A 23,243-nucleotide genomic window follows, 5' to 3' on the forward strand; every position below is an offset into this window, starting at 1 on the left:
TTCCTAAGCTTTATTTAATTCCTTAACGCAATTAACTACTCATCACCTTGCTCGGGCACAAAAAATCAGTGGTTTCTAAACCAGTATTCTTTATTGCAGCATAACCACCGGCAACATCTATAACATTTTCTACACCCCGGGATTTTAAAATTGAAGCCGCTATCATCGAACGGTAGCCGCCTGCACAATGGATATAGTAAGCTCCCTTTGGATTAATTTCTCCTGTCCAATCGTTAATAAAATCTAACGGCCGACTTAAAGTAAACGCTAAGTGCTCAGATTCATACTCTCCAGGTTTTCGAACATCGAGAGCTGTAATTTCGCCTTTGTTTACAGCCTCCTCAAAAGCTTCGGCGGAGATCGATTCTATCGTGTCGATCTCTTTTCCGGCATCAGTCCACCTGTCAAAACCTCCGTCTAAATATCCAATCGTATTATCATAACCAACCCGCGTTAAACGCGTAATGGCTTCCTGCTGTTTTCCTTCATCGGTTATCAGCAGAATTGGTTGTTCCAAATCAGTAATTAAAGCACCAACCCAAGGGGCAAACTGCCCGTTTAAACCGATATTGATTGCATTCGGAATAAAACCTTTTGCAAAGGCCTGCGGGTCTCTGGTATCAAGCATTATTGCGCCAGTCTGGTTGGCTAAATTTTCAAATTCTTGTGGAGTCAACCCAACAAGTCCTTTTTCAAAAATACCGTCGATACTTTCTACCCCGCCTTTATTAATGGCCGCATTTTTTGCGAAGTATTGTGGCGGTGGCATAATTCCATCGGTAACTTCAGCAATAAACTGTTCTTTTGTTTGCGCTTTTAAGGCGTAGTTAACTTCTTTTTGATGGCCGAGCGTGTCAAAAGTTTCTTTGCTCATGCTTTTACCGCAGGCCGAACCAGCACCGTGAGCCGGATAAACGATCACATCATCGGCTAATGGCTTAATTTTTTCGTTTAATGAATCGAAAAGCATTCCTGCCAAATCTTCCTTGGTTAAATGCCCTTTCTGAGCCAAATCAGGTCGGCCTACATCACCAATAAAAAGGGTATCGCCACTGAAAATGCAATAATCTTTACCTTGTTCATCAGTTAATAAATAAGTGGTCGATTCCAGCGTGTGCCCAGGCGTATGTAATGCGGTAATGGTTAAGTTGCCTAGCTTAAACTGTTCGCCATCTTTAGCGATATGTGATTGGAAATCAGTTTTAGCGGTTGGGCCGTAAATAATCTTGGCACCAGATTTCTCTGCTAAATCTACATGGCCCGAAACAAAATCGGCATGAAAATGAGTTTCAAAAATATACTTGATTGTTGCGCCAGCTTTCTCCGCTTTCTTTAGATAAGTGGAAACTTCTCTCAGCGGATCGATGATTGCCGCTTCACCATTACTTTCTATGTAATAAGCAGCCTCCGCTAAACAACCTGTATATATTTGTTCTATTTTCATATCGTAAGTGTTAAAAACAAGCATCAGGTTTCAGATAAATCAAATCATCTCTAACCATTACTTTAACCTTTACCAACAAAAATAGGGCTAATTACTCATAACCGGAATGACTTGCATCATAATTGCAGAAGTTTTACTTAATTGGTTAGCTCGCCGCGTAGCGATTGCTCCATTAGCTTTTTACTTTCCTCAATTGGTAAATCCAACCCCATCACAAACATCAACTTGGTAACCGTAGCTTCGAACGTTAAATCGAAACCACTCAGAATACCCATTTGTTGCAATTCGCGGCTTGTTTCATATCTTCCGAGTTGCACAGAACCTTTTTTACACTGCGAAATGTCGATGATAATTTTGCCGTTATCAAGTGCCATTTTCAATGCATCTAAAAACCATTTAGCCGTTGTGGTGTTACCTGAACCGAAAGTTTCTAAAATAATTGCATTGACCTGAGAATTGGTAATTGCCTGGACGGCTTGCGGTGTAATGCCAGGATATAACTTAAGAACGCCGATATTGGAATTGAAATTTGTGCGTAGAATAAGCGGCTCTGCCGGCGCTTTTAAGATGTAGTTTTCGTGGAATTGCAGATGAACACCCGCCTCTGCCAGAATTGAATAATTTGGTGAGCGGAATGCCTCAAACTTTTCAATGTTATATTTTATCGAGCGGTTGCCTCTAAAAAGTTGCGCATCGAAATAAATACACACTTCGGGCACTAAAGCCTTGCCGTTTTCTTTTGTTGCCGCAATTTCAAGCGCAGTAATTAAATTCTCCTTTGCATCGGTTCTAATTTCTCCGATAGGCAACTGAGAACCGGTTAATACGACCGGTTTGCTGAGATTTTCGAGCATAAAACTCAATGCCGAAGCTGTGAAAGCCATTGTATCAGAACCATGCAGAATAACGAAACCATCGTACAAATCGTAATTTTTGTAAACGAGTTCGGCTAAGGTTTTCCAAATTTCCGGATCGATGTTGGACGAATCCAAAACCGGATTAAAAGAATGAACATCCAAGTGGTAATTAAGGCGACTTAATTCGGGCACATTTTCTTTTATCTGCTCAAAATTAAAAGGCACCAACATCCCGTTTACCGGGTCGTTTATCATACCGATTGTGCCACCAGTATAAATTATAAGGATTTTGTTCATTTGGTTTGGTAAAGGTTGCTCACCGCAAAAGAACGTAAAAGATTTCTATTTAAAGCTTAGTTTTACTCTAATTGTAAAATAACTGGTACATCAGCGACTACGAATGAAACTATATTCCAAAAATTTTCTTTGAGTTTTCGGTTGTTACACTTGCAATTTCCTCAACTGAAACCTGATATATTTCGGCTAGTTTTTGAGCAACGTAGATCAGGTAACTGCTTTCATTCGGTTTCCCCCTAAAAGGAACCGGGGCCAGATAAGGAGCATCGGTTTCGAGCACCAGGTTTGCCAGGGGTATATTAGCCAAAACAGCATCAAGACCAGCCTTTTTATAAGTAACAACGCCACCTATGCCTAAATAGAAATTTAAATCTATAGCCTGTTTTGCCTGCTCTAAATTTCCTGTGAAACAATGAAAAATGCCCCGCAGCTTCTCATCACGCTCGCTTTCTAACACTTCAAAAACTTCATCAAAAGCCTCGCGACAATGGATCACGATTGGCAGTGATAAATTTTTCGCCCAGCTAATTTGTTTATGAAACGCATCTTTCTGCTTATCTAATGTGGTTTTATCCCAGTACAAATCAATTCCGATCTCTCCTATTGCATATATTTTCCTGTTGCTTATGCTTTTATATATAACATCAAGTTGCTCTTCAAAACCATCTATCACGTCGCAGGGGTGCAAGCCAGCCATTGCGAAACAATGATTGGGATACTTATTTACCAAATCATCAATCATCGCAATTGAAGCTACATCTACATTAGGCAGGAACAACCGGTTTACATCATTTTCAAAGCAACGCTCCATCAATTGAGCTTGTTTTTCAGCATCTTGCTCGTAGTATAAATGGGTGTGGGTATCGGTAAAAATCATAGCGCAAAGATAATTGTTATCGTTCGAAGATTAGGGAAAAGTTTATCAAACAACAAAGCCCCGAAATGTGAAATTCCGGGGCTTTGAAAATGATTTATAACCGCTTATTGAGCTGGTGCAACCGGAGCCGGTGGAGCCGCAGCCGTTACCGGATTTCCTTTTTTAATAGATTTGATTTCGATATCAAAAACTAAAGGTGTAAATGGATTAATTGGTCCACCACCGTTTTCGCCATAACCTAGTTTTGATGGGATGATAATTTTAACTTTACCACCAACACCGATTAATTGAACGCCTTCGATAAAACCTGGAGCCAATTGACTAAGCACTAACGGACGAGCACTATATTGAGCCATTGGTGAGTGAATACCTGCCTCTTTAGCAATTTTTTCGTCTGATGTATCGAAAACATTGATTTTGCCATCGCCTTTTTTAGTTGTAAACTGGCCAGTATAATCTACCATCACGGTATCCGTTAAAGCCGCTCTTTCAGCATTACCCGGTTTTTCGATAACATACTGTAAACCCGAAGCTGTAGATTTAACCTCTAATTTATTGTCGTCGATGTATTTTTTAATTTTTGCAGACTCATTTGCTTTATTTTTAGCAATTAAAGCTTTGTATTCTGTCTCGAAGAAACTTCTTTTCTTTGTTTCGAAAGTAGAATCTGCTTCATTCGCAGCTTTGTGCAATACCTTTTCAATTTTTACCGTAAAGGTTGCGTAGTTACTTTTCAAACCTGCTGGTTTTGGCTGGCCAGAATATTTTGCCATCGAATCTAAATTCAATTTGAACGACGCACTATCGCCTTCGCCTAACATTTTTAAAGCAGCAACTAAATCGCCTTTAAACATCGATTTGCTAATCGGGAAAAAAGCTGGACGTTCATTGTCATAAGTGTTTACTAAAGTCGAGTCCGCATTTGTAGCGCTTTCAACAGTTTGTATACCATTTAATTTTACGAAATCGCCTTCTTTGATTTTTTCTTTGCCTTCATCTTTTAAGATTTTGTACTGCAAATCTCCTTCACCTTTTTTGTAATTGTTACAAGCAGCTAAGCCTAACGTTGCTGCAAATAGAATAATTATTCCTTTTTTCATTATTTGTCTATTGATTTTTGTTTGTCATGAAGCTTGCTTCGCAGGTTTCATTATTTTAATTGATTTTTCCTTTTTCAAGCCCTGCTTAGCAGGTTTTAGTATTTAATTATTGATTTTCTTAATTCAGTATAGCACTATTATAACAATAGCTGGCTTTTATATTCTGGCAATATCGACTTAAACTCTTCAATTACCTCAGTTAGTGATTTATCTGACGCACCGCCAGCTGCATTTCTGTGCCCACCTCCATTGAAATACTTTTTGCAAATTTCGTTGGCAGAAAAATCTCCAGTAGAGCGTAACGATAACTTCACTTTATCTGGCCTTTCGATAATCAAAGCGGCCAAACGAATTCCATTTATGGATAAAGCGTAATTTACCACACCTTCAGTATCGCCGGTTGCACTGTGGTATTTTGCAAGTTCATCTTTGGTAACCGTAATAATTGCCGTGTTAAACTCGTGGAAAACTTCAAGCTTGTTCGATAAGCAATAACCAAGAAAGCGTAAACGATCTTCGCTCGCATTATCGTAAACCAATTGATGAATTTTCCAGTGCTCGGCGCCTAAATCGATAAGGTTTGCCGCAATGCGATAAACATTCGAGGTGGCTAATGGAAAACGAAACGATGCAGAATCGGTCATTATTCCTGTATAAAGACATGATGCAACGTCTTTATTAATGCCTTTTTCATCCTCTAACTGATTAACAATAAAATCGTAAACCAATTGAGCGGCTGCACAGGCATTGATATCCCAATGGCGGTAATCGTCAAAATCTTCAGGGTCTAAGTGATGATCAATCATTACTTTTTTCGCTGAAGCTGCTCTTACCAGTTCGCCTAAATCATTAATTCTGCTTAGTGTGTTAAAATCCAAACAAAAAATCAGCGCTGCTTCTTCTACAAGTTTTGCGGCTTTTTCTTGTTCTTCTGTAAAGATAACGACGTCGGCATTATTTGGCATCCAATGTAAAAACACGGGGTAATCGGTAGGCGTTATCACTTTTACGTGATGGCCTTTTTGAATTAAATAGCCATATAAACCTAAAGACGAACCCATTGCATCGCCATCAGGTTTGTGATGTGTGGTGATTACAATTTTCTGTGGCGTAGCCAATAAGGATTTTAACTCTGTTAATGTAAGCATAATTTTTGCGCTGCAAAGCTAAGTAAATTTAGTATTAGTTGAGCTCTTATTTAACTCATTAATGATAATGTTTCAAAGCGTGCTCCAATTTCGCTATAAAAAGAAAACGGGTTAGCCTTCATTAAAGGCTAACCCGCTTATTGTAAAAAAGGTTGTCTGTTAAAATTTGTAAGATATTGTTGTAACGAACTGACGTGGAGGAATTGGGTTCACACTATAATTTTCATGTACAAAATAGTTTAACTCATTAGAGATGTTCGCAACTTTAGCAAGCAGCGAAATCTTTTTCCAGCTGTAGCCAGCCGAAAAATCGAAGGTTGTAAAAGCGCTTAAAGGAATAATACCTGATGAAGAGTTGTTTTTTGTTGTGTTCCGTCCACCATTTCTATCACCTGTATAAAAAGCTGATGCGCCAAATTTTAGGCCTTTAACCGCACCATCCTGAAAGGTGTAAAATACTGTTCCATTTGCGGTGTTTTTTGTTGTTCCAACAACACGTTCCCCCTCAACAATACCGTTAACAGCCAATGTTGATGTGTATCGCATATAATTATAAGCGTAGCCGGCTATAAAGTTTAACCCAGGCAGCACCACTCCCGATACATCAATTTCGATACCATCGCTTGCAGTAGCGCCCGAAAATTCACGTTTTGTTGGATCTGCTAAAGCAGTCTGCGCAAATTTGTCATTTTTAATTCTGTACACCGTTAAGTTGGCCGAAAGCTTTCCTTTAAAGAAATCGTTTTTGATGCCCGCTTCATATTGGTCGATTATTGATGGCCCCATTGGACCATTGGTTGCAATATCGATGCCTGTATTAGAGGTGAAATTGTTAGAGTAGCTCGCATAAATTGAAGTTGATGAAACCGGCTGATAGATCAAACCAAATTTTGGAGAAAAAGCCTTATCAATTTTATCAGCGGCGCTTCCCTTCGAATCTACACCGCTGGCAAGTGTGTTTATGGTTGTTGTTGGCGTTTTCTGGAACGACCACCGAACTCCGGCCAACACCTTAAACTGCTCAGTTAATGATATCAAGTCCTGAACAAAACCACCCATTCTAAATACATTCGCATTTGTATTTGTAAGTAAAGTGGTGTTGGGCATATTAAAATTACTTGGTTTATCAAAAGATGATGGGTCTAACAGATTTACGCTATCGTAATAGGTAGGCGCAGCGGCAGGCAAAACGTTTGTTGAAGCAAAGCCACCGGTTTTGGTTTTAGACTGGTCTGCATCAGCACCAACCAAAAGGCTGTTTTTGAATCCTGCCAGTTTAAAATTTCCAGTTAAATTTACTTGCTGATTAAAAGTAACCTCCTCAATATCAGAGCGGGTTAACGCCCTGTTCCAAATGCCCGCAGCGTTAGCAGCAGGGCGTTCGGCCGAGAAATAGTCTCTGTTATAGGCTTGCACAGCAGCAATAACGTTTAGTTTCCAATCATCATTAAATTTGTGGTTTAATACAGCCTGGGCCGTTGAAGTATTGGTTTTGTTGTATGCCCAGTTTGTATTAACGAATACATTTCTTGCCAAAGGAGCAAGCGCATTACCAACTGTTCCGATTCCAAAATCTGGGGTAAAATTACTTTTCAGGTAATCTCCCTGTACAATCAGTTCGGTGTTTTCGCTAATTTTGTATAATAGAGAGGGGTTTACATAAAACCTTTTTGAGCTAACATTATCCCTGTAACTCCCTGCTGATTCATAAGTGCCAATTACTCTAAAAGCCACTTTTTTAGAGATAGGACCATATATATCTACTATTGGTTTGTATAAATCGTAGCTACCAACACGCATAGAAACTTCAGCACCATATTCAAATTTCGGCTTCTTCGTAACCATGTTTACTACTGCGCCACCACTAACGCCGCCATACAAGATTGCAGCACTACCTTTTAAAACCTCAACAGATTCTAAAGTGCTTGCTTCCGGACTTCCGCCAATTGTTGTTCTGGCCCCGTTTTTAAAAACATTATTTGAACCCAGGCTATAGCCTCTTGCGTAAAAGTTTTCGCCTACCGAACCTCGGTTAGCGCCCAAAGCCACGCCATTAATGTTTTTCATTACGTCACCTAGCGTATTGGCTTGCTGATCACGAATAACCTGAGCACCGACAATTTGAACTGCCTGAGGCAAATCAATTGGCGCAATCGCTATCTTTCCTAAATTAACCGGCTTTTTATTTGGTGTTTTATATCCGTTTATAGAAACCTCATCTAACTGAGAGGCCGATTCTGAAATCGAAAAATTTACGGTGGCAGACTGCCCATCAATAATTGTAACTTCTTGCTGCATGGCTTTTACTCCAACGGCAGAAATTTTAACGATATATTTTCCGTCAGTTAAATTATTGATTGTAAAGTTACCATTCTGATCGGTTTGAGTGGTTTTGCCGCCGTTCTTTAAACCAACACTCACATATGGTGCAGCTTTCCCATCGCTGGTTTTTACCTGGCCGCTAATGCCTGCTACTTTGTTTTGGGCTATTAAGTTTACTGATAAAAGTAGCATTACGATTATCAGATTTGAGATACGGGTAAATTTTTTATTCATGATTATTTGGATTGATTCTAAACAGCCGCAAAGGTAATATCGCCACGGTAATTTCCAAATTTTATTTAGACTTATTTTAAATAGAAAACCATTTTAGTTAAATATCCATCTTAAACTCATCTAAAAGGCTATTTCAGGAGAAATAAAAAGTTTAAAAAACATCAACCTTAATTTGGCATTGAAATCGCGCTCCATAGATGAGTAAAGATTTAATAAACATTTATCTTTCAGTAATTAAAATGTACTTTTGCAAAAAATTTGATATTAAAGCACAATGAGCACTAACAGAACTTTTACCATGATTAAGCCAGATGCGGTTGCAAACGGCCATATTGGATCAATCTTAAACGACATCACAAATGCAGGATTTAAAATCGTTGCATTGAAATATACTAAGCTAACTGATGAAACTGCTGGTCAGTTTTACGCAGTACATGCAGAACGTCCTTTTTACAAAGATTTAGTAAGCTTCATGTCGTCAGGACCGATTGTTGCGGCAATTTTGGAGAAAGACAATGCGATTGAAGATTTCAGAAAGCTAATCGGTGCAACAAATCCGGCTGAAGCTGCAGAAGGTACAATCCGCCAGAAATATGCGAAATCTATCGATGCGAATGCAGTACATGGTTCAGATTCAGACGAAAATGCTGAAATCGAAGGAAATTTCTTTTTCAAAGCTGACGAACGTTTCTAAAAAACGGTTTAAATAGAATTTAAAACCTCGATTAGTCGGGGTTTTATTGTTTTATAAGTTTTGTATCTTTCGCCCCATAAATAATAACAAATCGTTTTCCTCCGTTAGGAAACAACAATAAAAACACACAAATGAAAAAAACTATCGTAACAATATTTGCTTTAGGCATTGCTTTTAACTCTATTGCGCAGACAAAAAAGCCTGTTGCAAAAAAGCCAGTTACCGCGACTAAGACAACCGCAGCACCTTTAGCATTAAAATCCAGTTTAGATTCTGTTAGCTATGCGTTCGGTTCATCTATTGGGGCCAGCCTAAAAACAACCGGACTTTCTACCATGAATTACGAGGTATTATTGAAAGGCCTTAAGGATGCATTTACAGGCGGCAAAGTAATTTTAAATCAACAACAGGCACAACAATGCATTAATGATGCACTTACCAACGCTAATAAAGGCAAGTTTACCGGAAACATCACCGAAGGGAAATCTTTTTTAGCGCAAAATGGCAAACGTGCCGGCGTAAAAACGACTGCTAGTGGCCTGCAGTATGAGGTTTTAACAGTGGGAACAGGTGCTAAACCGACATCAGTATCTGATTCTGTATTGGTTCATTATAAAGGAACGTTACTAAACGGAAAGCAGTTTGATAGCTCGTATGATCGTGGCGAGCCCATTACTTTTACTTTAAACCAGGTTATAAAAGGGTGGACAGAAGGCGTACAACTGATGAACGCAGGATCTAAGTATAAGTTATTTGTGCCTTACGATTTAGCCTACGGTGAGCGGGGTTACGGACCAGACATACCGCCCTACAGTACATTAATTTTCGAAATCGAGCTTTTAAAAGTTAACGGTAAATAATAAATTGTAAAACATTATTTCTTATTAAGATGTTAGATATATCAAAATTAACATCATGAAAAGAACATTCCCTTTAGTACTGATTGCATTTTTATGCACCACCTTAAGCAGTTGCGAACTTGTAGAAGGTATATTTAAAGCCGGCGTTTGGTCTGGAATTATAGTCGTAGTAATCGTAGTTGCGGTAATAATCTGGATATTATCCAAGGTATTTGGTGGTAAAGGATAATTATAAATTACTTTAAGTATTAATTTTAAAAAAAGCTGAAGACGAAAACTTCAGCTTTTTTGTTTACAAAAAAATCATTTCTGTTATCACTTCACTGCCGGCATGCGCATTTAGTTTCTGAATTATGCCCTGCCTTACCAATACGAGTTCATTTTTTATTACCGAAGATTCAATACGTATAAAAAGCTTTTTATCGTGGATATAAATTTGCTTTGTGCGGTTCGCTATTGCCGTACCCATAATTTCGGGCCATATGGCGAGGATGGAGGTCTCATCGAATTTACGGCGCAACCTGTACACATCAAGCATTTTGCCGATGGCATCTTTAAGGGTAACATCATTGGGTTTACGCATGCTTTATATGTCCGTTTTCTACTTCAAACAAAGTTACATCAACTTCTATCTTCTTAAAAATTGATTTAACCCGTTCGATTCCTGTATCAGTAATAAATATTTGTCCGAAATCGTGATGAGAAACCATTTGCATAAGTTTCTGCACGCGACTATCATCTAGCTTGTCGAAAATATCATCCAACAACAATAATGGTTTAAAGCCTTTATTTTTAGCGAGATAGGCATATTGAGCCAGTTTTAACGCAATTAAAAATGACTTTTGCTGGCCTTGGGAGCCAAATTTTTTCAAAGCCATTCCACTTATTATAAAAGCAAGCTCATCTTTATGAACTCCAGTTGTTGTACGCTCTAAAACGCGGTCCTTTTCAACAGATTTCTGCAACAACTCATCAAAAGGAGTTTCATTTAGCTGCGATAGATAAGACAGTTCAACGGTTTCCTTGTTATCAGTAAGGTAGCTATAATACTCGTTAAATAAAGGGATAAACTCATTCATAAAGGCCTTACGAATGGCAAAAATCTTCTTACCGGCGTTAATCAATTGTTCATCGAGTATTTGAAGCAACGTAGCGTCGTACCTTTTAGTAAGGGCAATTTGTTTTAGCAACGCATTTCTGTTTGCCAGCACGCGGTTATAAGCTATTAACTGGTCGAGGTAATGTGAATCAGTCTGCGAAATCACGTTATCAATAAACTTTCTTCGCTCCTCGCTTCCCTCCATAATCAGGTTTACATCATAGGGCGAAACCATTACAACAGGAAACAGTCCAATATGATCGGCAAGTTTATCGTATTCTTTTTTGTTGCGCTTAAATTGTTTTTTCTGATTTCTTTTTACGCCACAGCTAATTTTTTCATTTTTCAAATTCCGGTTAAAATCGCCCTGAATCATAAAAATGTCTTCGCCGGTTTTAATTTGCTGCCCGTCAATCGGGTTAAAATAACTTTTACACAAACAAAGGTAATGTATGGCATCGAGCATATTCGTTTTTCCTGAGCCGTTATTGCCTGTAAAAACGTTTACGGTATCAGAGAAGCTGATTGCTGCATCGCCATAGTTTTTGAAATTAAGAAGGGTAATGTTCTTCAACCACATAATTATGCCGCAATTTACCTAATTTTTACCCTTCAAATGTTCAATGTTAAAAATTAAAGCTTACATTCATCGCAAGTATAAATATATGGTAGCACAAAAAATGTTAGAAGGAAATGTCCTTTGGTCTTACGATTACGAACTTAACAACGAGAAAAATTTTGGTTGGATAAAAAGGTTTGCGGGCATGTTTTCTTTTTTAAAGCCGTTGCATAATCACGAGGGCAATATTTTACTTGCATCCAACGGCTTATTTATCACAGGCGATGAGCATTTAGAATTGCCGCTTTCAAACATTGAGGAAGTTTACATGGGTTTCGACGAACTTTTTCCAGCTTCGTCAGTAAAAAATCTGGGCATGTTCTGGCAACCAATTAGGATTAAATCATTTATAAACCACTCCGAAAGCCAAACGGTTTATCTGGTGATAAATCATACCGGCTTTTTTAGCGACAACAAAACGTGGTTCAATACCCTAATTAGTTTATTGCGTTGATAATTTAAAACTTGAAAATTTCTGCCCCTAAATAACTATTGTTTAATTAAATACTTGAAAATAAAGGTTGATACTTTGATTGAAAAACGTATTTTTGCAATCTTAATTTTTTAAACAAACATGTCTACAACAGATAACCAGACAACTCAACCTATTAGAAAAGGTTCTTTTTTACAGGAAAATAATAAAAGCCTGTTATTTATAGCAGGAGCTGTAATCGTTTTAATTGGTGTTTATATTTGGTACCAAAACGTATATTTAAAAGATCGTGCACAGGAAGCTGCGAGCAAAATGTTCAAAGCCGAGCAATTAATTGGTGTTGATTCTTTATCGAACAAAGCAATTAAAGGCGAAGGTGGTTATCCGGGATTAGAGCAAATTGCTAAAGATTACGATAATACAAAATCAGCAAATTTAGCAAACCTTTATTTAGGAGGCATTTATTTACGCAAAGGCGAATACAAACAAGCAATTGATGCTTTGAGTAAGTACAGCGCTACTGGCAGTCCGGTTGCAGACCCTTTAGCTTTAGGTTTATTGGGCGATGCTTACAGTGAATTAAAAGATTATAAACAGGCTGTTACTTATTATAAGAAGGCTGCTGATAAATCGAGCAAATTTACATCTCCTATGTTTTTAAAGAAATTAGGTTTAGTGAACGAAAACCTGAAAGATTTTAAAGGTGCTGTAGAAGCTTATACTAAAATTAAAACGCAGTACCCGGAAAGCCAGGAAGCACAATTAGTTGATGCTTATATCGCAAGAGCTCAGGAACAGGTTAAGTAATCATTAACTAACATAATATAAAAGACCTTCAAATGAAGGTCTTTTTTTTTGTAGTCATTTTTGCAAAAAACACGCTTCGCTAACGTAGCATCTTAGTCTCTGCCGGGACAGTTGCCTACCTGTGGGCGAAAGGTTCCATCACGCTTGTGACGAACGTCATGAGCAGGACACTATTTGTTAAAAGCAGTCATGGTTTGCGCAGGGCCAACCGTTACAAAACTTTTTACCAATTCGACGCTTTTATCTATCAGCGCAGGCAATTCTAATTGCTCTTTCTTATCAAATAAACCTAAAACAAAGTCAACTTGCCTGCCTTTAGGGTAATCGCTGCCAATGCCAAAGCGCAAACGGGCATAATTTCGTCCGCCGCAAACTTCTTCGATACTTTTTAAACCATTGTGGCCTGCAGAACTTCCCTGAAGTTTTAAGCGAAGTTTACCCAGCGGCAAAGCCAGATCATCTACAATCACCAAAACATTTTCCGGTGCAATTTTAAGTTCTTTCATCCAATAGTTTACCGCTTTTCCACTCAGGTTCATAAAAGTGGTTGGCTTAATTACATGGAGCTTTTTGCCTTTAAAACCTACCTCCGCATAATAAGCCAGGCGAATGTTTTCGAAACTTCCGCCTAAACCTTTAACCAGCTCATCGGCAATATCAAAGCCAATATTATGGCGTGTATGCGCATAATCCGGACCAATATTACCCAAACCAACTATTAAATATTTCATAGCTGCAAATGTAAAGGCTTAAAGCGAAAAGACCAACAAGGAAGAAGTAATAAGGGGAAAATCAACAAAGATAAAGGCTAATCAAAAAAAAAGCGGTGCAATAAATGCACCGCTTAATTCTGTAATCAGAAAATCTTCCAGATTCTGATTATTTTTTACCTTTAGCAGCTTCAGTTTCTGCTTGTTTTAATGCTCTAGACATTGCAACTGAAACGATTGTATCTTCAGGTGTGTTAGTGATAGCATATTTGTTGCCTTGTAAATCGCGAACACGGAATAAGCTACCAACTTCTAATTTTTCTAAACTTACTTCAACGTTTTGAGGCATATCAGCAGGTAAAGCTTTAACACGAAGTTTACGTAATTTTTGGATTAACTTACCACCCATTTTAACGCCTGGAGAAGTTCCTGTTAATTTTACAGGGATTTCCATTACGATTTCCTTTTCATCAAATAACTGAAGAAAATCGATGTGCATTAATACATCGGTAAGTGGATGAAACTGAGTGTCTTTTACGATAGCTTTAGTTTTAGCACCGTTAACATCAATCTCTACAAAGTTCACTTCCGGGGTATAAATAACATCTCTTAAATCAGCAATAACCACAGCTAAGTGTTGTTGCTCTTTTCCACCATACAATACCGCCGGAACTTTACCTTCGTAACGAAGTTCCTTGGCATCGCGTTTCCCTACGTTCTCTCTTGGAGAACCGCTAATTGCGATTGTTTTCATTTTATTTATATTTATTTATTAAAATTCTTTTTGAGTCTGCCGCTAAATCGTAAAACGAATAACGATCAACGTTTATACTCTAAACAAATCGCTGATTGAACCATGCTCATTTACATTGGCAATTGCCCTTGCAAATAAACTAGCTGTACTCAGCACTCTAATTTTCGAACTTTCCTGTTTTAGAGGAATCGTATCGGTAACGATTAATTCTGACAGCACAGAGTTTTCAACCGTTTCAATTGCTTTGCCTGATAATACAGCATGCGTACAAACTGCACGTACACTTGCTGCACCGTTTTCCATAATCAAGGCCGCAGCTTTTGATAAGGTTCCGGCGGTATCACAAATGTCATCAATCAGTACTACATCCTGTCCGGTAACATCGCCAATAATCGACATCGATTCGATTTCATTAGCACGTTTACGGCGTTTATCGCAAATAATAACTTCAGCATTAAAAAATTTCGCAAAGGTACGAGCCCTGTATGAACCACCCATATCTGGTGATGCAATAGTTAAATTTGGCAGGTTCAAACTCTTAATGTAAGGAACAAATATTACCGAACCATCTAAGTGATCAACCGGAATATCAAAAAATCCTTGTATCTGCGCAGCATGCAAATCCATCGTCATAATGCGGTGAATGCCTGCTGATTTTAACAAATTCGCAACCAATTTAGCACCGATAGCAACACGCGGTTTATCTTTTCTATCCTGACGGGCCAAACCATAATAAGGAACTACTGCTGTTATATAATGTGCTGATGCGCGTTTCGCTGCATCTACCATTAATAAAAGTTCCATTAAATTATCGCTGGGCTGATAAGTAGATTGGATTAAAAAAACATCACAGCCCCGGATTGATTCATCAAATGAAGGCTGAAACTCACCATCGCTAAACTTGTGGATAGTAACATCACCAAGTGGCTTGCCGTAACTTTCAGCAATTTTTAATGATAATCCTCTTGAACCTGTTCCGGAAAATAATTTAACCGGGTTAAACTGCAATGGCATGATCCGTGAGTAGTTTACGGTTTAAAAAAAATCGGATCATGCATTTTCTAAATACATGATCCGATGCTAAATTTTGTTGTCCGACCTGGATTCGAACCAAGACAAACAGTACCAAAAACTGTCGTACTACCCTTATACTATCGGACAAACTACTTATCGAGGATATATCCCCGAAAGGGAATGCAAATGTAGGCAGCATATTTTAAATATGCAAGAGTGATTTCAAAAAAAAAGTAAAATTTATTTCTGTTTCGAAAAGATTGAAAATTTCTGTTCGCACCGTGCAACGTTTTCAATTAAAAGCCGACTTTATAGGTCAAACCTATAACCCTTTTACTATCAATTACTAAACGAACTATGAGATACTCGAAAATTAACAACCTAACCGGCTGGTTATGTTTTTTTATTGCAAGCATCACTTACATTTTAACCTTAGATAAATTTGCAAGTTTTTGGGATTGCGGCGAATTTATTGCCTCAGCCTTCAGACTTGAAGTTGTGCACCAACCTGGAGCGCCACTGGTTTCGATGATTCAGAGAGCGTTTTCGGCATTTGCACTAGGTGATAAAACTAAGGTAGCTTATTTTATGAATGTGGCTTCTGCCCTGGCCAGTGCTGCAACAATTCTCTTTCTCTTCTGGACAATCACCGCCCTCGCGAAACGGATTTTGATAAAAGGAAACCAAGCCCCAACTGGCTCCCAAACGCTAAGCATAATTGGAGCAGGCCTTGTAGGCGCACTTGCTTATACTTTTTCGGATAGCTTTTGGTTTTCGGCAGTTGAGGCAGAAGTTTACGCTTTATCGTCGCTTTGTACAGCCGTTGCCTTCTGGGGGATTTTAAAATGGGAATCGCAGGCAGATGAGCCCCGTGCAGACCGATGGCTGGCATTTGTAGCCTATGTGATAGGCCTTTCGATTGGTGTGCATCTGTTAAACTTATTGGTTATTCCTGCCCTTGTGTTTGTTTATTATTTTCGAAAAACACCAAACCCAACCAACAAAGGGATTATTAAAACTTTTTTACTTTCTATTCTAATGCTCGCCTTTGTTCAGTTTGGCATCATTCAATACTCAGTAGCAGCGGCTGCATACATGGATTTATTTTTTGTAAATACTTTGGGATTCGGCTTCGGAACGGGCGTTTTATTTTTCGCGGTGTTAATAATTTCTGCATTGGTTTTTGCAATAAGATACTCGGTTAAACAAAAGAAACAGTTTCTTAATCTTGCTTTGGTTTCAACCGTTTTACTAATATTCGGTTATAGTTCCTTTTCAATGCTGATTATAAGGGCGCATGCCAAGCCAAACCTCAATAACACAAACCCTGAAAACGCTTTTACCTTTTTAAACTATGTAAATCGTGCTCAGTATGGAGACAGACCATTACTGTTTGGAGAAAATTACAACACAGAAAAAATAGACGTTAAAGAAACGGGAAAATTATATAAAAAGGGCGAATTGAAATATGAACCTGCCGGAACCAAATCAGATTACGTTTATGCAGAAAAAACTTTGTTACCAAGAATGTACAGCGATAAACCTGAACATCAAAAGTTTTACAAAAGCTGGATGGGTTTTGACGACTCGCACAAACCAGGCCTTTTAGACAACATAAATTACATGTTTTCTTTCCAGACGGGCCAAATGTATATGCGCTACTTTATGTGGAATTTCGTTGGCCGGCAAAATAACCAGGATGGACAACTTGGCGAAAATGGCGGCGGGTGGTTAAGTGGCGTTAAACCTATTGATGCGCTTCGTTTTGGCGATCAGAAAAATCTACCGCCTTCTATCGTTGAAAATAAGGCTTACAACAGGTTTTTCTTCCTTCCGTTGATTCTGGGCTTAATTGGTGCGGTGTGGCATTTCAAAAAAAACCAGAAGCAAGCAGGCGTAATCGGGCTCTTGTTCTTTTTCACCGGGGTTGCAATTGTGCTCTACTTAAACTCTGTTCCTATCGAACCGCGTGAACGTGATTACGCTTATGTAGGCTCATTTTATGCATTTTCAATTTGGATTGGCTTAAGCGTATTCGGACTAAAAGATTGGGTCTTTAGAAAAGTGACGCAAAAAAAAGCCGCTGTCTTTGCTTCACTAACAGCGCTTATTGCTGCCCCGGTTATTATGGCTACACAAGGTTGGGACGACCACGACCGTTCAGAAAGCCATCTGGCACGAGACATTTCAATCGACTATTTAAAATCATGCGCACCAAACGCCATCCTGTTTACCTATGGAGATAACGATACCTTTCCGGTATGGTATGCGCAGGAAGTTGAAAATATCCGGCCGGATGTACGGATTGTAAACCTGAGTTTATTCACGGCAGATTGGTACATAGACGGTATGAAGCGCAACCAAAACGACTCTAAACCGCTACCAATTTCAATGAAACCCAACCAATATGCCGAGGGAACACGGGACGTAATTTACTATCAGGACTATAAAATTGCCCAAAGCGTAGAACTGAAACAACTAATGGAGGTTTTGTTATCTGATAATGATGAAGACAAAATCACACTTCAGGATGGTTCAAAGGCAAATATCCTTCCTACTAAAAAATTCAAATTAAGTGTAAACCAACGTGAAGTTCTTGATACGGGAACTGTTCCTACCGAGGATGCGGGTAAAATTGCCAGTACAATGGAGTGGACGTATAATTCCAATTACCTTACAAAAGGAACCTTGGCATTGCTGGATATTTTAACGCACAACAAATGGCAAAGACCAATATATTTCAGTGGAGCAATGCCCGATGAGCAGTATGTTGGTTTAAATAAATATTTATATGCTGAAGGATTGAACTATCGGCTCCTCCCGCTTAAGCCAGATACCTCGAAGCAGGAAATGTTTGAGCAGGTTAACGTAAAGCCATTTTTCGACAATATGGTAACCAATTATAACTACGGAAATATTAAATACGCTAACCATTTAGACCGACAATCGGCAGACGATGTGACCATGTTTTCGAATATGTTTAATGGTTTAATTACTGGCTTAATTAACGAAGGCAGGATTGCAGAAAGTAAAGCCGTTGTGAACAAATACTACCAGGTGATGCCGCTTAAATTTTACAGCATGAGACATGTAATGAGTTCATTTTATTTTACAGAAAACCTTTATCGATTAAATGATTTAGCCCGGGCAAATGCATTTATCAATCAATCGGCAGATTACATGACGAAAGAACTTACACACCTGGCAGATGTTTCGGAAAGTAAAAACAAGTTATCGTCTGAAAGAGATGTGCACGTTTATATGACTTATTTAGGCCAGATGGTAAAACTGACCCAAGCCTATAAGCAAACCGATTTGAGCAACAAACTGGAAAAAGAATACAATCAGTTTGTAAACAGGTTTGCCCCATTTGCCGGAAGCTAATCCGAACATCACCATTATGCCAAAACCCGTAAAGTACTGTTTCAAAAGCACTTTGCGGGTTTTGGTTTACTTAAGAGCAATTTTGTGTAATTTTTACCGGCGCAGCAGACTCAATTGCGTTAAAAAGTGTAAAAACAATGGGAGTTATTCCTCATTTATCGACTATATTAATTAATTTCGGCAGCATTTTTATGTGCAGGAATATTTAATCATCATTATCAAAAACCAATGAATTATTCAAAAGTTAATAATATAACGGGCTGGGTTTGTTTTTTAATTGCTACCATAACATACGTCTTAACATTAGAACCATCAGTTAGTTTCTGGGATTGTGGCGAGTTTATCGCATCTGCGTTGAAAATGCAGGTTGTTCACCAACCCGGAGCACCTTTATTTTTAATGCTACAAAGGTTTTTCTCCATATTTGCTTTCGGAGATGTAACCAAAGTTGCTTATTGGATGAACATTGGTTCTGCGCTATCAAGTGCTGCAACCATCCTATTTTTATTTTGGACAATTACCGCACTCGCTAAAAAAACTATAGTTAAAGCTGGTGAAAGCTTAACATCAGGGCAATTAATAAGCATTATGGGCGCCGGTGTTGTTGGTGCATTGGCCTACGCCTTTTCAGATAGTTTTTGGTTCTCTGCAGTAGAATCTGAGGTTTATGCTCAGTCATCTCTATTTACAGCTATCGTTTTCTGGGGTATTTTGAAATGGGAAGCCCACGCTGATGAGCCAAAAGCCGATAGATGGCTTTTATTCATCGCCTATATTATGGGTTTATCAATCGGTATTCACCTGTTAAACCTTTTAACCATACCAGCAATTGCCTTTATTTACTATTTCAAAAAAACAGGCAAAGCAACAACTTCGGGCATTTTTAAAACGCTTATCGTTGGTATCTTAATTTTGGGCGTTATCCAATATGGAATTATCCAGTATCTGGTATCTTTTGGCGCATACTTCGATTTGTTTTTCGTTAACACTTTGGGTTTAGGCTTTGGAACCGGCGTTTTATTCTTCGCTGTTTTAATTATTGCCGCCTTCGTGTGGGGTATTCGCTACTCCATCAAACATCAAAAGAGATTACTCAATTTAGGCCTTATTTCTACGGTTTTAATCATTTTTGGATACGCTTCGTTTGCGATGATAATCATCAGAGCTAAAGCCGACCCAAATTTGAACAACAGCGCCCCTAAGGATGCATTCTCATTTTTAAGCTACTTAAACAGAGAGCAATATGGCGATAGACCATTACTTTTCGGACCGGATTACAACTCGGAAAGAACCGGTGTAACTGAAGGAAAAACAATATGGAGAAAAGGCGCTGAAAAGTATGAAGTTGCAGGCAAAAAGAACGATTACGAATACGCAGATAATACCTTTTTACCACGTATGTACAGCGATGACCAAAAACACGCAGAGTTTTACAAGGAGTGGATGCATTTGGACGATAGCAAAAAACCAAACTTAGTTGATAATGTTGGCTTTTTATTCAGCTACCAAATCGGTTATATGTATATGCGCTATTTTGGATGGAACTTTGTTGGACGCCAAAATGATGAACAAGGACAGGGAAGCGGCTTCGAAGGTACTTCGTTAAGCGGAATAAAACCCATCGACGCAATTTGGCATGGCGATCAAAGTCATTTGCCGCCGTCTACGGTTGATAATAAAGCATACAATAGATTCTTTTTCTTGCCATTGATTATCGGTTTAATGGGTGCAATTTGGCATTTTGGCCGCAACCAGAAAGATGCCGGGGTAGTTGGTTTATTATTTTTCTTTACAGGGATTGCAATTGTTTTATACTTGAATCAGAAACCGTTAGAACCGCGTGAGCGTGATTATGCCTACGTTGGTTCGTTTTACGCCTTTGCAATATGGATTGGACTAGGGGTTTTAGCGATAAAGGAATGGCTGTTTAAAAAGCTTACCCCTGCAACCGGTGCAATTGCAGCCTCTGTTATTGGCTTGTTTGCTGCTCCGGTTATAATGGCGCAACAAGGTTGGGACGATCATGATCGTTCTACAAAAATGGTCGCTCATGATATCGCATTAGATTACCTACAATCCTGCGCACCAAATGCCATACTATTCACCTATGGTGATAATGATACTTACCCGCTTTGGTATATCCAGGAAGTTGAACGGGTGCGTCCGGATGTACGTATCGTTAACCTGAGTTTGTTTGACACCGATTGGTATATAAATGGCATGAAGCAAAAACAAAACGACTCTGAACCTTTACCAATATCGATGAAAGAATCGCAGTTTGTGCAGGGCGAGCGTGATGTAATGCCTTACGATGATTATAAAATCGCGGGAAATGTGGAACTTAAAAATGTGGTCGATTTACTATTGTCTGATAGTCCCGACGATAAAGTAGCCATGCAAGATGGTACAAAATCAAACTTCCTGCCAACAAAAAACTTTAAATTAACCATCAATCCGCAGGATGTTATAAATACAGGAACTGTTCCGGCAGCGAATGCAGACAAAATTGCTTCAGAAATGCAATGGAAGTTTAACAAAGGTTATGTTACTAAAGGTACATTGGCTATGCTCGATATCCTTGCGCATAATAACTGGAAACGTCCGATTTATTTCGCTTCTACAGTACCTTCAGAACAGTATAATGGATTAGATAAATATTTGTATAGTGAAGGTTTGGCCTTGCGCTTATTACCTCTGAAAGCTGACACTACCTCTTCAGAAGATAGAGAGGAATTGTTAAACACCCCAGTTCTTTATAAAAACGTAATGGAGAAATTTAAATGGGGCAATATAAAAACCGCCAAATATTTAGATCCACAATCGTCTGACGATACCTTTATCTTTACAAATCTTTTCAGCAGTTTAACAGGAAGCCTGATTAAAGAAGGGAAAGTTGATGAAGCGAAAAAAGTAATCGATAAGTTTTATACGGTTATGCCTGATAGATTTTTCGGGATAAGAACGGTTGTTGTAAAATACTACATGGCAGAAAATCTATACAAACTTGGGGAAACTGCTAGAGCCAATGATATTTTATTGAAATCTGGCGATTACATAGAAAAAGAACTTACCTATCTTGCTGATATTTCTGCATCAAAAGGAAGCATAACAGGTACTCAAAACGTTCAAACGGGGTTATATTATCTGGACAGGATGATTAAAACTTCGAAAGCAATGGGACAAACGAAAGTTAGTACGCAACTTGAAAAGCAATTTTCAGGACTTGAAGCAAGATTTTCCAGTTATTTTGGTCAGCAACCCGGGCAATAAGTTCTAAAAATATTTTAGTAGCAGCTGCATTAATTTGTAGCTGCTTTTTTTTTGGGCTAAGCTGCCTGTTATTATTGCCGATACGAATATTAAGTTGTGGCTGTTGGTTTGCGCTCGATGGGGGTTTGGTTTGCACTCGTTTTAACGAGCGCTTTATAACCTAGCGACTAAGTTGCAAAGTAACGCATTCGCAAAAGTTGAATGCGACCATGACAAAACCCAAACGAAATGTTTATTGCTGGAATCAAAACCAAACATATTTTAAATAAAAAAGTCCTGCATGGATAACCAGGCAGGACTTCAATATTAAAAAAATATATTATTCATTAACAACGCCCATCGCACAGAATTTTTCAATTCGTTGTTCGATAAGTTTATCTGTTTTCAGTTTTCCTAACGATGATAAATCTTTTAAAATATAATCTTTTAAGCTTTGCCCCATTAATTCAGGATCTTGATGTGCACCACCCAAAGGCTCTGGGATGATTCCATCGATGAGTTTGTTACCAAACATATCATCTGAGGTAAGTTTAAGACATTCGGCTGCTTTTTCTTTGAAATCCCAGCTTCTCCATAAAATTGAAGAACAGGATTCAGGAGAAATTACCGAATACCAGGTATGCTCAAGCATGTAAACCTTATCGCCAATGCCTATGCCCAAAGCCCCGCCAGATGCACCCTCACCCACAACAATACAAATAATTGGAACCCTTAGTACCGACATTTCTAATAAGTTTCTGGCAATCGCTTCACCCTGACCGCGTTCTTCGGCCTCTAAACCCGGGTAAGCACCCATCGTATCGATAAAAGAAATTACCGGTTTGTTAAACTTTTCTGCCAGGCGCATTAAACGCAATGCTTTCCGGTAACCTTCAGGATTTGCCATTCCAAAATTACGATATTGGCGCTCTTTGGTGTTTTTTCCTTTTTGGTGACCAATAACCATAACCGTTTGGCCATTGATGGTTGCAAAACCACCAACAATGGCTTTATCATCTTTAACCGTTCTATCGCCGTGTAACTCAATAAAATCATCACAAATCATGTTGATGTAATCGAGTGTCTGCGGCCTGTCGGGATGGCGGCTCATTTGAACCTTATTCCAACCGGTTAAATTATTATATAAGTTATTCGTGGTTTCATTTAATTTGCCGTCAAGTTCATCTAAAGTGGCAGTCATATCTACCTTAGTCTTTTCGGCAACTTGTTTAACCTTTTCTATCTGCTGAACTAAATCTGCAATAGGCTTTTCAAAATCGAATGATGTTTTTATTTGCTGCATAATTGGGTTACAAAAATAAGTATTTATTTTTAGTTTGC

The 23,243-nt window shown here is 38.6% G+C and carries 19 protein-coding genes; 7 read left to right on the plus strand and 12 right to left on the minus strand.

Annotation, left to right across the window (positions count from 1 at the left end; translation table 11 throughout):
- Positions 1-31: 31 nt before the first annotated feature.
- The 6 genes from ASG14_RS14850 to ASG14_RS14875 all read right to left on the minus strand — a co-directional run bounded on the left by ASG14_RS14850 (position 32) and on the right by ASG14_RS14875 (position 8,279).
- Complete coding sequence (locus tag ASG14_RS14850) at positions 32-1,444, minus strand: rhodanese-like domain-containing protein (protein ID WP_056872075.1); 1,413 nt, start codon at positions 1,442-1,444, stop codon at positions 32-34.
- A 137-nt stretch (positions 1,445-1,581) separates the two neighbouring features.
- Positions 1,582-2,598 carry an asparaginase gene (locus ASG14_RS14855; RefSeq protein WP_056871867.1) on the minus strand — a complete coding sequence of 339 codons (1,017 nt, stop codon included), beginning with the start codon at positions 2,596-2,598 and terminating at the stop codon, positions 1,582-1,584.
- 109 nt (positions 2,599-2,707) lie between these two features.
- Positions 2,708-3,475 carry a TatD family hydrolase gene (locus tag ASG14_RS14860; protein WP_056871868.1) on the minus strand — a complete coding sequence of 256 codons (768 nt, stop codon included), beginning with the start codon at positions 3,473-3,475 and terminating at the stop codon, positions 2,708-2,710.
- 104 nt (positions 3,476-3,579) lie between these two features.
- Positions 3,580-4,575, minus strand: a complete 996-nt coding sequence (locus ASG14_RS14865) for an FKBP-type peptidyl-prolyl cis-trans isomerase (protein WP_056871869.1) — start codon at positions 4,573-4,575, stop codon at positions 3,580-3,582.
- Positions 4,576-4,712: 137 nt separating this feature from the next.
- A complete protein-coding gene (locus ASG14_RS14870; protein ID WP_056871870.1) occupies positions 4,713-5,723 on the minus strand; it encodes a bifunctional oligoribonuclease/PAP phosphatase NrnA in 1,011 nt (336 codons plus the stop codon).
- A gap of 159 nt (positions 5,724-5,882) precedes the next feature.
- Entirely contained in the window at positions 5,883-8,279 is a 2,397-nt protein-coding gene (locus tag ASG14_RS14875) for a TonB-dependent receptor (RefSeq protein WP_056871871.1), read from the minus strand.
- Positions 8,280-8,553: 274 nt separating this feature from the next.
- Between ASG14_RS14875 and ASG14_RS14880 the strand changes: the two genes are divergently transcribed.
- From ASG14_RS14880 to ASG14_RS20290, 3 genes are all read left to right on the plus strand, one after another.
- Positions 8,554-8,973: a nucleoside-diphosphate kinase gene (locus ASG14_RS14880; RefSeq protein WP_056871872.1), complete on the plus strand. Its 420-nt coding sequence runs from the start codon at positions 8,554-8,556 to the stop codon at positions 8,971-8,973.
- Positions 8,974-9,104: 131 nt separating this feature from the next.
- Positions 9,105-9,833, plus strand: a complete 729-nt coding sequence (locus ASG14_RS14885) for an FKBP-type peptidyl-prolyl cis-trans isomerase (RefSeq protein ID WP_056871873.1) — start codon at positions 9,105-9,107, stop codon at positions 9,831-9,833.
- Between the two features lie 55 nt (positions 9,834-9,888).
- Positions 9,889-10,062, plus strand: a complete 174-nt coding sequence (locus ASG14_RS20290; RefSeq protein WP_200940356.1) for a hypothetical protein — start codon at positions 9,889-9,891, stop codon at positions 10,060-10,062.
- Between the two features lie 63 nt (positions 10,063-10,125).
- Here ASG14_RS20290 and ASG14_RS14890 read toward each other — a convergent pair whose 3' ends face one another.
- Both ASG14_RS14890 and ASG14_RS14895 read right to left on the minus strand, forming a co-directional pair.
- Positions 10,126-10,416, minus strand: a complete 291-nt coding sequence (locus ASG14_RS14890; protein WP_056871874.1) for a DUF721 domain-containing protein — start codon at positions 10,414-10,416, stop codon at positions 10,126-10,128.
- Complete coding sequence (locus ASG14_RS14895) at positions 10,409-11,512, minus strand: DNA replication/repair protein RecF (RefSeq protein ID WP_056871875.1); 1,104 nt, start codon at positions 11,510-11,512, stop codon at positions 10,409-10,411. The genes ASG14_RS14890 and ASG14_RS14895 overlap by 8 nt, the downstream gene beginning before the upstream one ends.
- 43 nt (positions 11,513-11,555) lie before the next feature.
- Between ASG14_RS14895 and ASG14_RS14900 the strand changes: the two genes are divergently transcribed.
- Complete coding sequence (locus ASG14_RS14900) at positions 11,556-12,005, plus strand: hypothetical protein (protein ID WP_056871876.1); 450 nt, start codon at positions 11,556-11,558, stop codon at positions 12,003-12,005.
- Positions 12,006-12,125: 120 nt separating this feature from the next.
- Positions 12,126-12,791 carry a tetratricopeptide repeat protein gene (locus ASG14_RS14905; protein ID WP_056871877.1) on the plus strand — a complete coding sequence of 222 codons (666 nt, stop codon included), beginning with the start codon at positions 12,126-12,128 and terminating at the stop codon, positions 12,789-12,791.
- 170 nt (positions 12,792-12,961) lie between these two features.
- Here the strand turns inward: ASG14_RS14905 and pth are convergent, their stop codons facing one another.
- From pth to ASG14_RS14920, 3 genes are all read right to left on the minus strand, one after another.
- On the minus strand, positions 12,962-13,522 hold the full coding sequence (pth, locus tag ASG14_RS14910; RefSeq protein ID WP_056871878.1) for an aminoacyl-tRNA hydrolase: 561 nt from the start codon (positions 13,520-13,522) through the stop codon (positions 12,962-12,964).
- A gap of 148 nt (positions 13,523-13,670) precedes the next feature.
- The gene (locus tag ASG14_RS14915; RefSeq protein ID WP_056871879.1) at positions 13,671-14,255 is read right to left on the minus strand and encodes a 50S ribosomal protein L25/general stress protein Ctc; all 585 of its coding nucleotides are present in this window, start codon (positions 14,253-14,255) and stop codon (positions 13,671-13,673) included.
- Positions 14,256-14,327: 72 nt separating this feature from the next.
- A complete protein-coding gene (locus tag ASG14_RS14920; RefSeq protein ID WP_056871880.1) occupies positions 14,328-15,269 on the minus strand; it encodes a ribose-phosphate pyrophosphokinase in 942 nt (313 codons plus the stop codon).
- A gap of 357 nt (positions 15,270-15,626) precedes the next feature.
- Here ASG14_RS14920 and ASG14_RS14930 point away from each other — a divergent pair, with 357 nt between their 5' ends.
- Both ASG14_RS14930 and ASG14_RS14935 read left to right on the plus strand, forming a co-directional pair.
- Positions 15,627-18,653: a DUF2723 domain-containing protein gene (locus ASG14_RS14930; protein ID WP_056871881.1), complete on the plus strand. Its 3,027-nt coding sequence runs from the start codon at positions 15,627-15,629 to the stop codon at positions 18,651-18,653.
- 228 nt (positions 18,654-18,881) lie between these two features.
- The gene (locus ASG14_RS14935; RefSeq protein ID WP_056871882.1) at positions 18,882-21,923 is read left to right on the plus strand and encodes a DUF2723 domain-containing protein; all 3,042 of its coding nucleotides are present in this window, start codon (positions 18,882-18,884) and stop codon (positions 21,921-21,923) included.
- 319 nt (positions 21,924-22,242) lie between these two features.
- Here ASG14_RS14935 and ASG14_RS14940 read toward each other — a convergent pair whose 3' ends face one another.
- Positions 22,243-23,205 carry an acetyl-CoA carboxylase carboxyltransferase subunit alpha gene (locus tag ASG14_RS14940; RefSeq protein ID WP_082491627.1) on the minus strand — a complete coding sequence of 321 codons (963 nt, stop codon included), beginning with the start codon at positions 23,203-23,205 and terminating at the stop codon, positions 22,243-22,245.
- Between the last annotated feature and the right edge of the window lie 38 nt (positions 23,206-23,243).

The organism is Pedobacter sp. Leaf194 (assembly GCF_001423945.1).
In the GTDB taxonomy this organism is placed as follows: domain Bacteria; phylum Bacteroidota; class Bacteroidia; order Sphingobacteriales; family Sphingobacteriaceae; genus Pedobacter.

What these genes read in the sequence shown, in the direction of transcription:
- ASG14_RS14870 (WP_056871870.1), bottom strand. Translation starts at nt 5,723, where the DNA reads ATGCTTACATTAACAGAGTTAAAATCCTTATTGGCTACGCCACAGAAA.
- ASG14_RS14885 (WP_056871873.1), top strand. Translation starts at nt 9,105, where the DNA reads ATGAAAAAAACTATCGTAACAATATTTGCTTTAGGCATTGCTTTTAAC.
- ASG14_RS14880 (WP_056871872.1), top strand. Translation starts at nt 8,554, where the DNA reads ATGAGCACTAACAGAACTTTTACCATGATTAAGCCAGATGCGGTTGCA.
- ASG14_RS14860 (WP_056871868.1), bottom strand. Translation starts at nt 3,475, where the DNA reads ATGATTTTTACCGATACCCACACCCATTTATACTACGAGCAAGATGCT.
- ASG14_RS14890 (WP_056871874.1), bottom strand. Translation starts at nt 10,416, where the DNA reads ATGCGTAAACCCAATGATGTTACCCTTAAAGATGCCATCGGCAAAATG.
- ASG14_RS14930 (WP_056871881.1), top strand. Translation starts at nt 15,627, where the DNA reads ATGAGATACTCGAAAATTAACAACCTAACCGGCTGGTTATGTTTTTTT.
- ASG14_RS14850 (WP_056872075.1), bottom strand. Translation starts at nt 1,444, where the DNA reads ATGAAAATAGAACAAATATATACAGGTTGTTTAGCGGAGGCTGCTTAT.
- ASG14_RS14915 (WP_056871879.1), bottom strand. Translation starts at nt 14,255, where the DNA reads ATGAAAACAATCGCAATTAGCGGTTCTCCAAGAGAGAACGTAGGGAAA.
- ASG14_RS14935 (WP_056871882.1), top strand. Translation starts at nt 18,882, where the DNA reads ATGAATTATTCAAAAGTTAATAATATAACGGGCTGGGTTTGTTTTTTA.
- ASG14_RS14865 (WP_056871869.1), bottom strand. Translation starts at nt 4,575, where the DNA reads ATGAAAAAAGGAATAATTATTCTATTTGCAGCAACGTTAGGCTTAGCT.
- ASG14_RS14920 (WP_056871880.1), bottom strand. Translation starts at nt 15,269, where the DNA reads ATGCCATTGCAGTTTAACCCGGTTAAATTATTTTCCGGAACAGGTTCA.
- ASG14_RS14895 (WP_056871875.1), bottom strand. Translation starts at nt 11,512, where the DNA reads ATGTGGTTGAAGAACATTACCCTTCTTAATTTCAAAAACTATGGCGAT.
- ASG14_RS14875 (WP_056871871.1), bottom strand. Translation starts at nt 8,279, where the DNA reads ATGAATAAAAAATTTACCCGTATCTCAAATCTGATAATCGTAATGCTA.
- ASG14_RS14900 (WP_056871876.1), top strand. Translation starts at nt 11,556, where the DNA reads ATGTTAAAAATTAAAGCTTACATTCATCGCAAGTATAAATATATGGTA.
- ASG14_RS14905 (WP_056871877.1), top strand. Translation starts at nt 12,126, where the DNA reads ATGTCTACAACAGATAACCAGACAACTCAACCTATTAGAAAAGGTTCT.
- ASG14_RS20290 (WP_200940356.1), top strand. Translation starts at nt 9,889, where the DNA reads ATGAAAAGAACATTCCCTTTAGTACTGATTGCATTTTTATGCACCACC.
- ASG14_RS14855 (WP_056871867.1), bottom strand. Translation starts at nt 2,598, where the DNA reads ATGAACAAAATCCTTATAATTTATACTGGTGGCACAATCGGTATGATA.
- pth (WP_056871878.1), bottom strand. Translation starts at nt 13,522, where the DNA reads ATGAAATATTTAATAGTTGGTTTGGGTAATATTGGTCCGGATTATGCG.
- ASG14_RS14940 (WP_082491627.1), bottom strand. Translation starts at nt 23,205, where the DNA reads ATGCAGCAAATAAAAACATCATTCGATTTTGAAAAGCCTATTGCAGAT.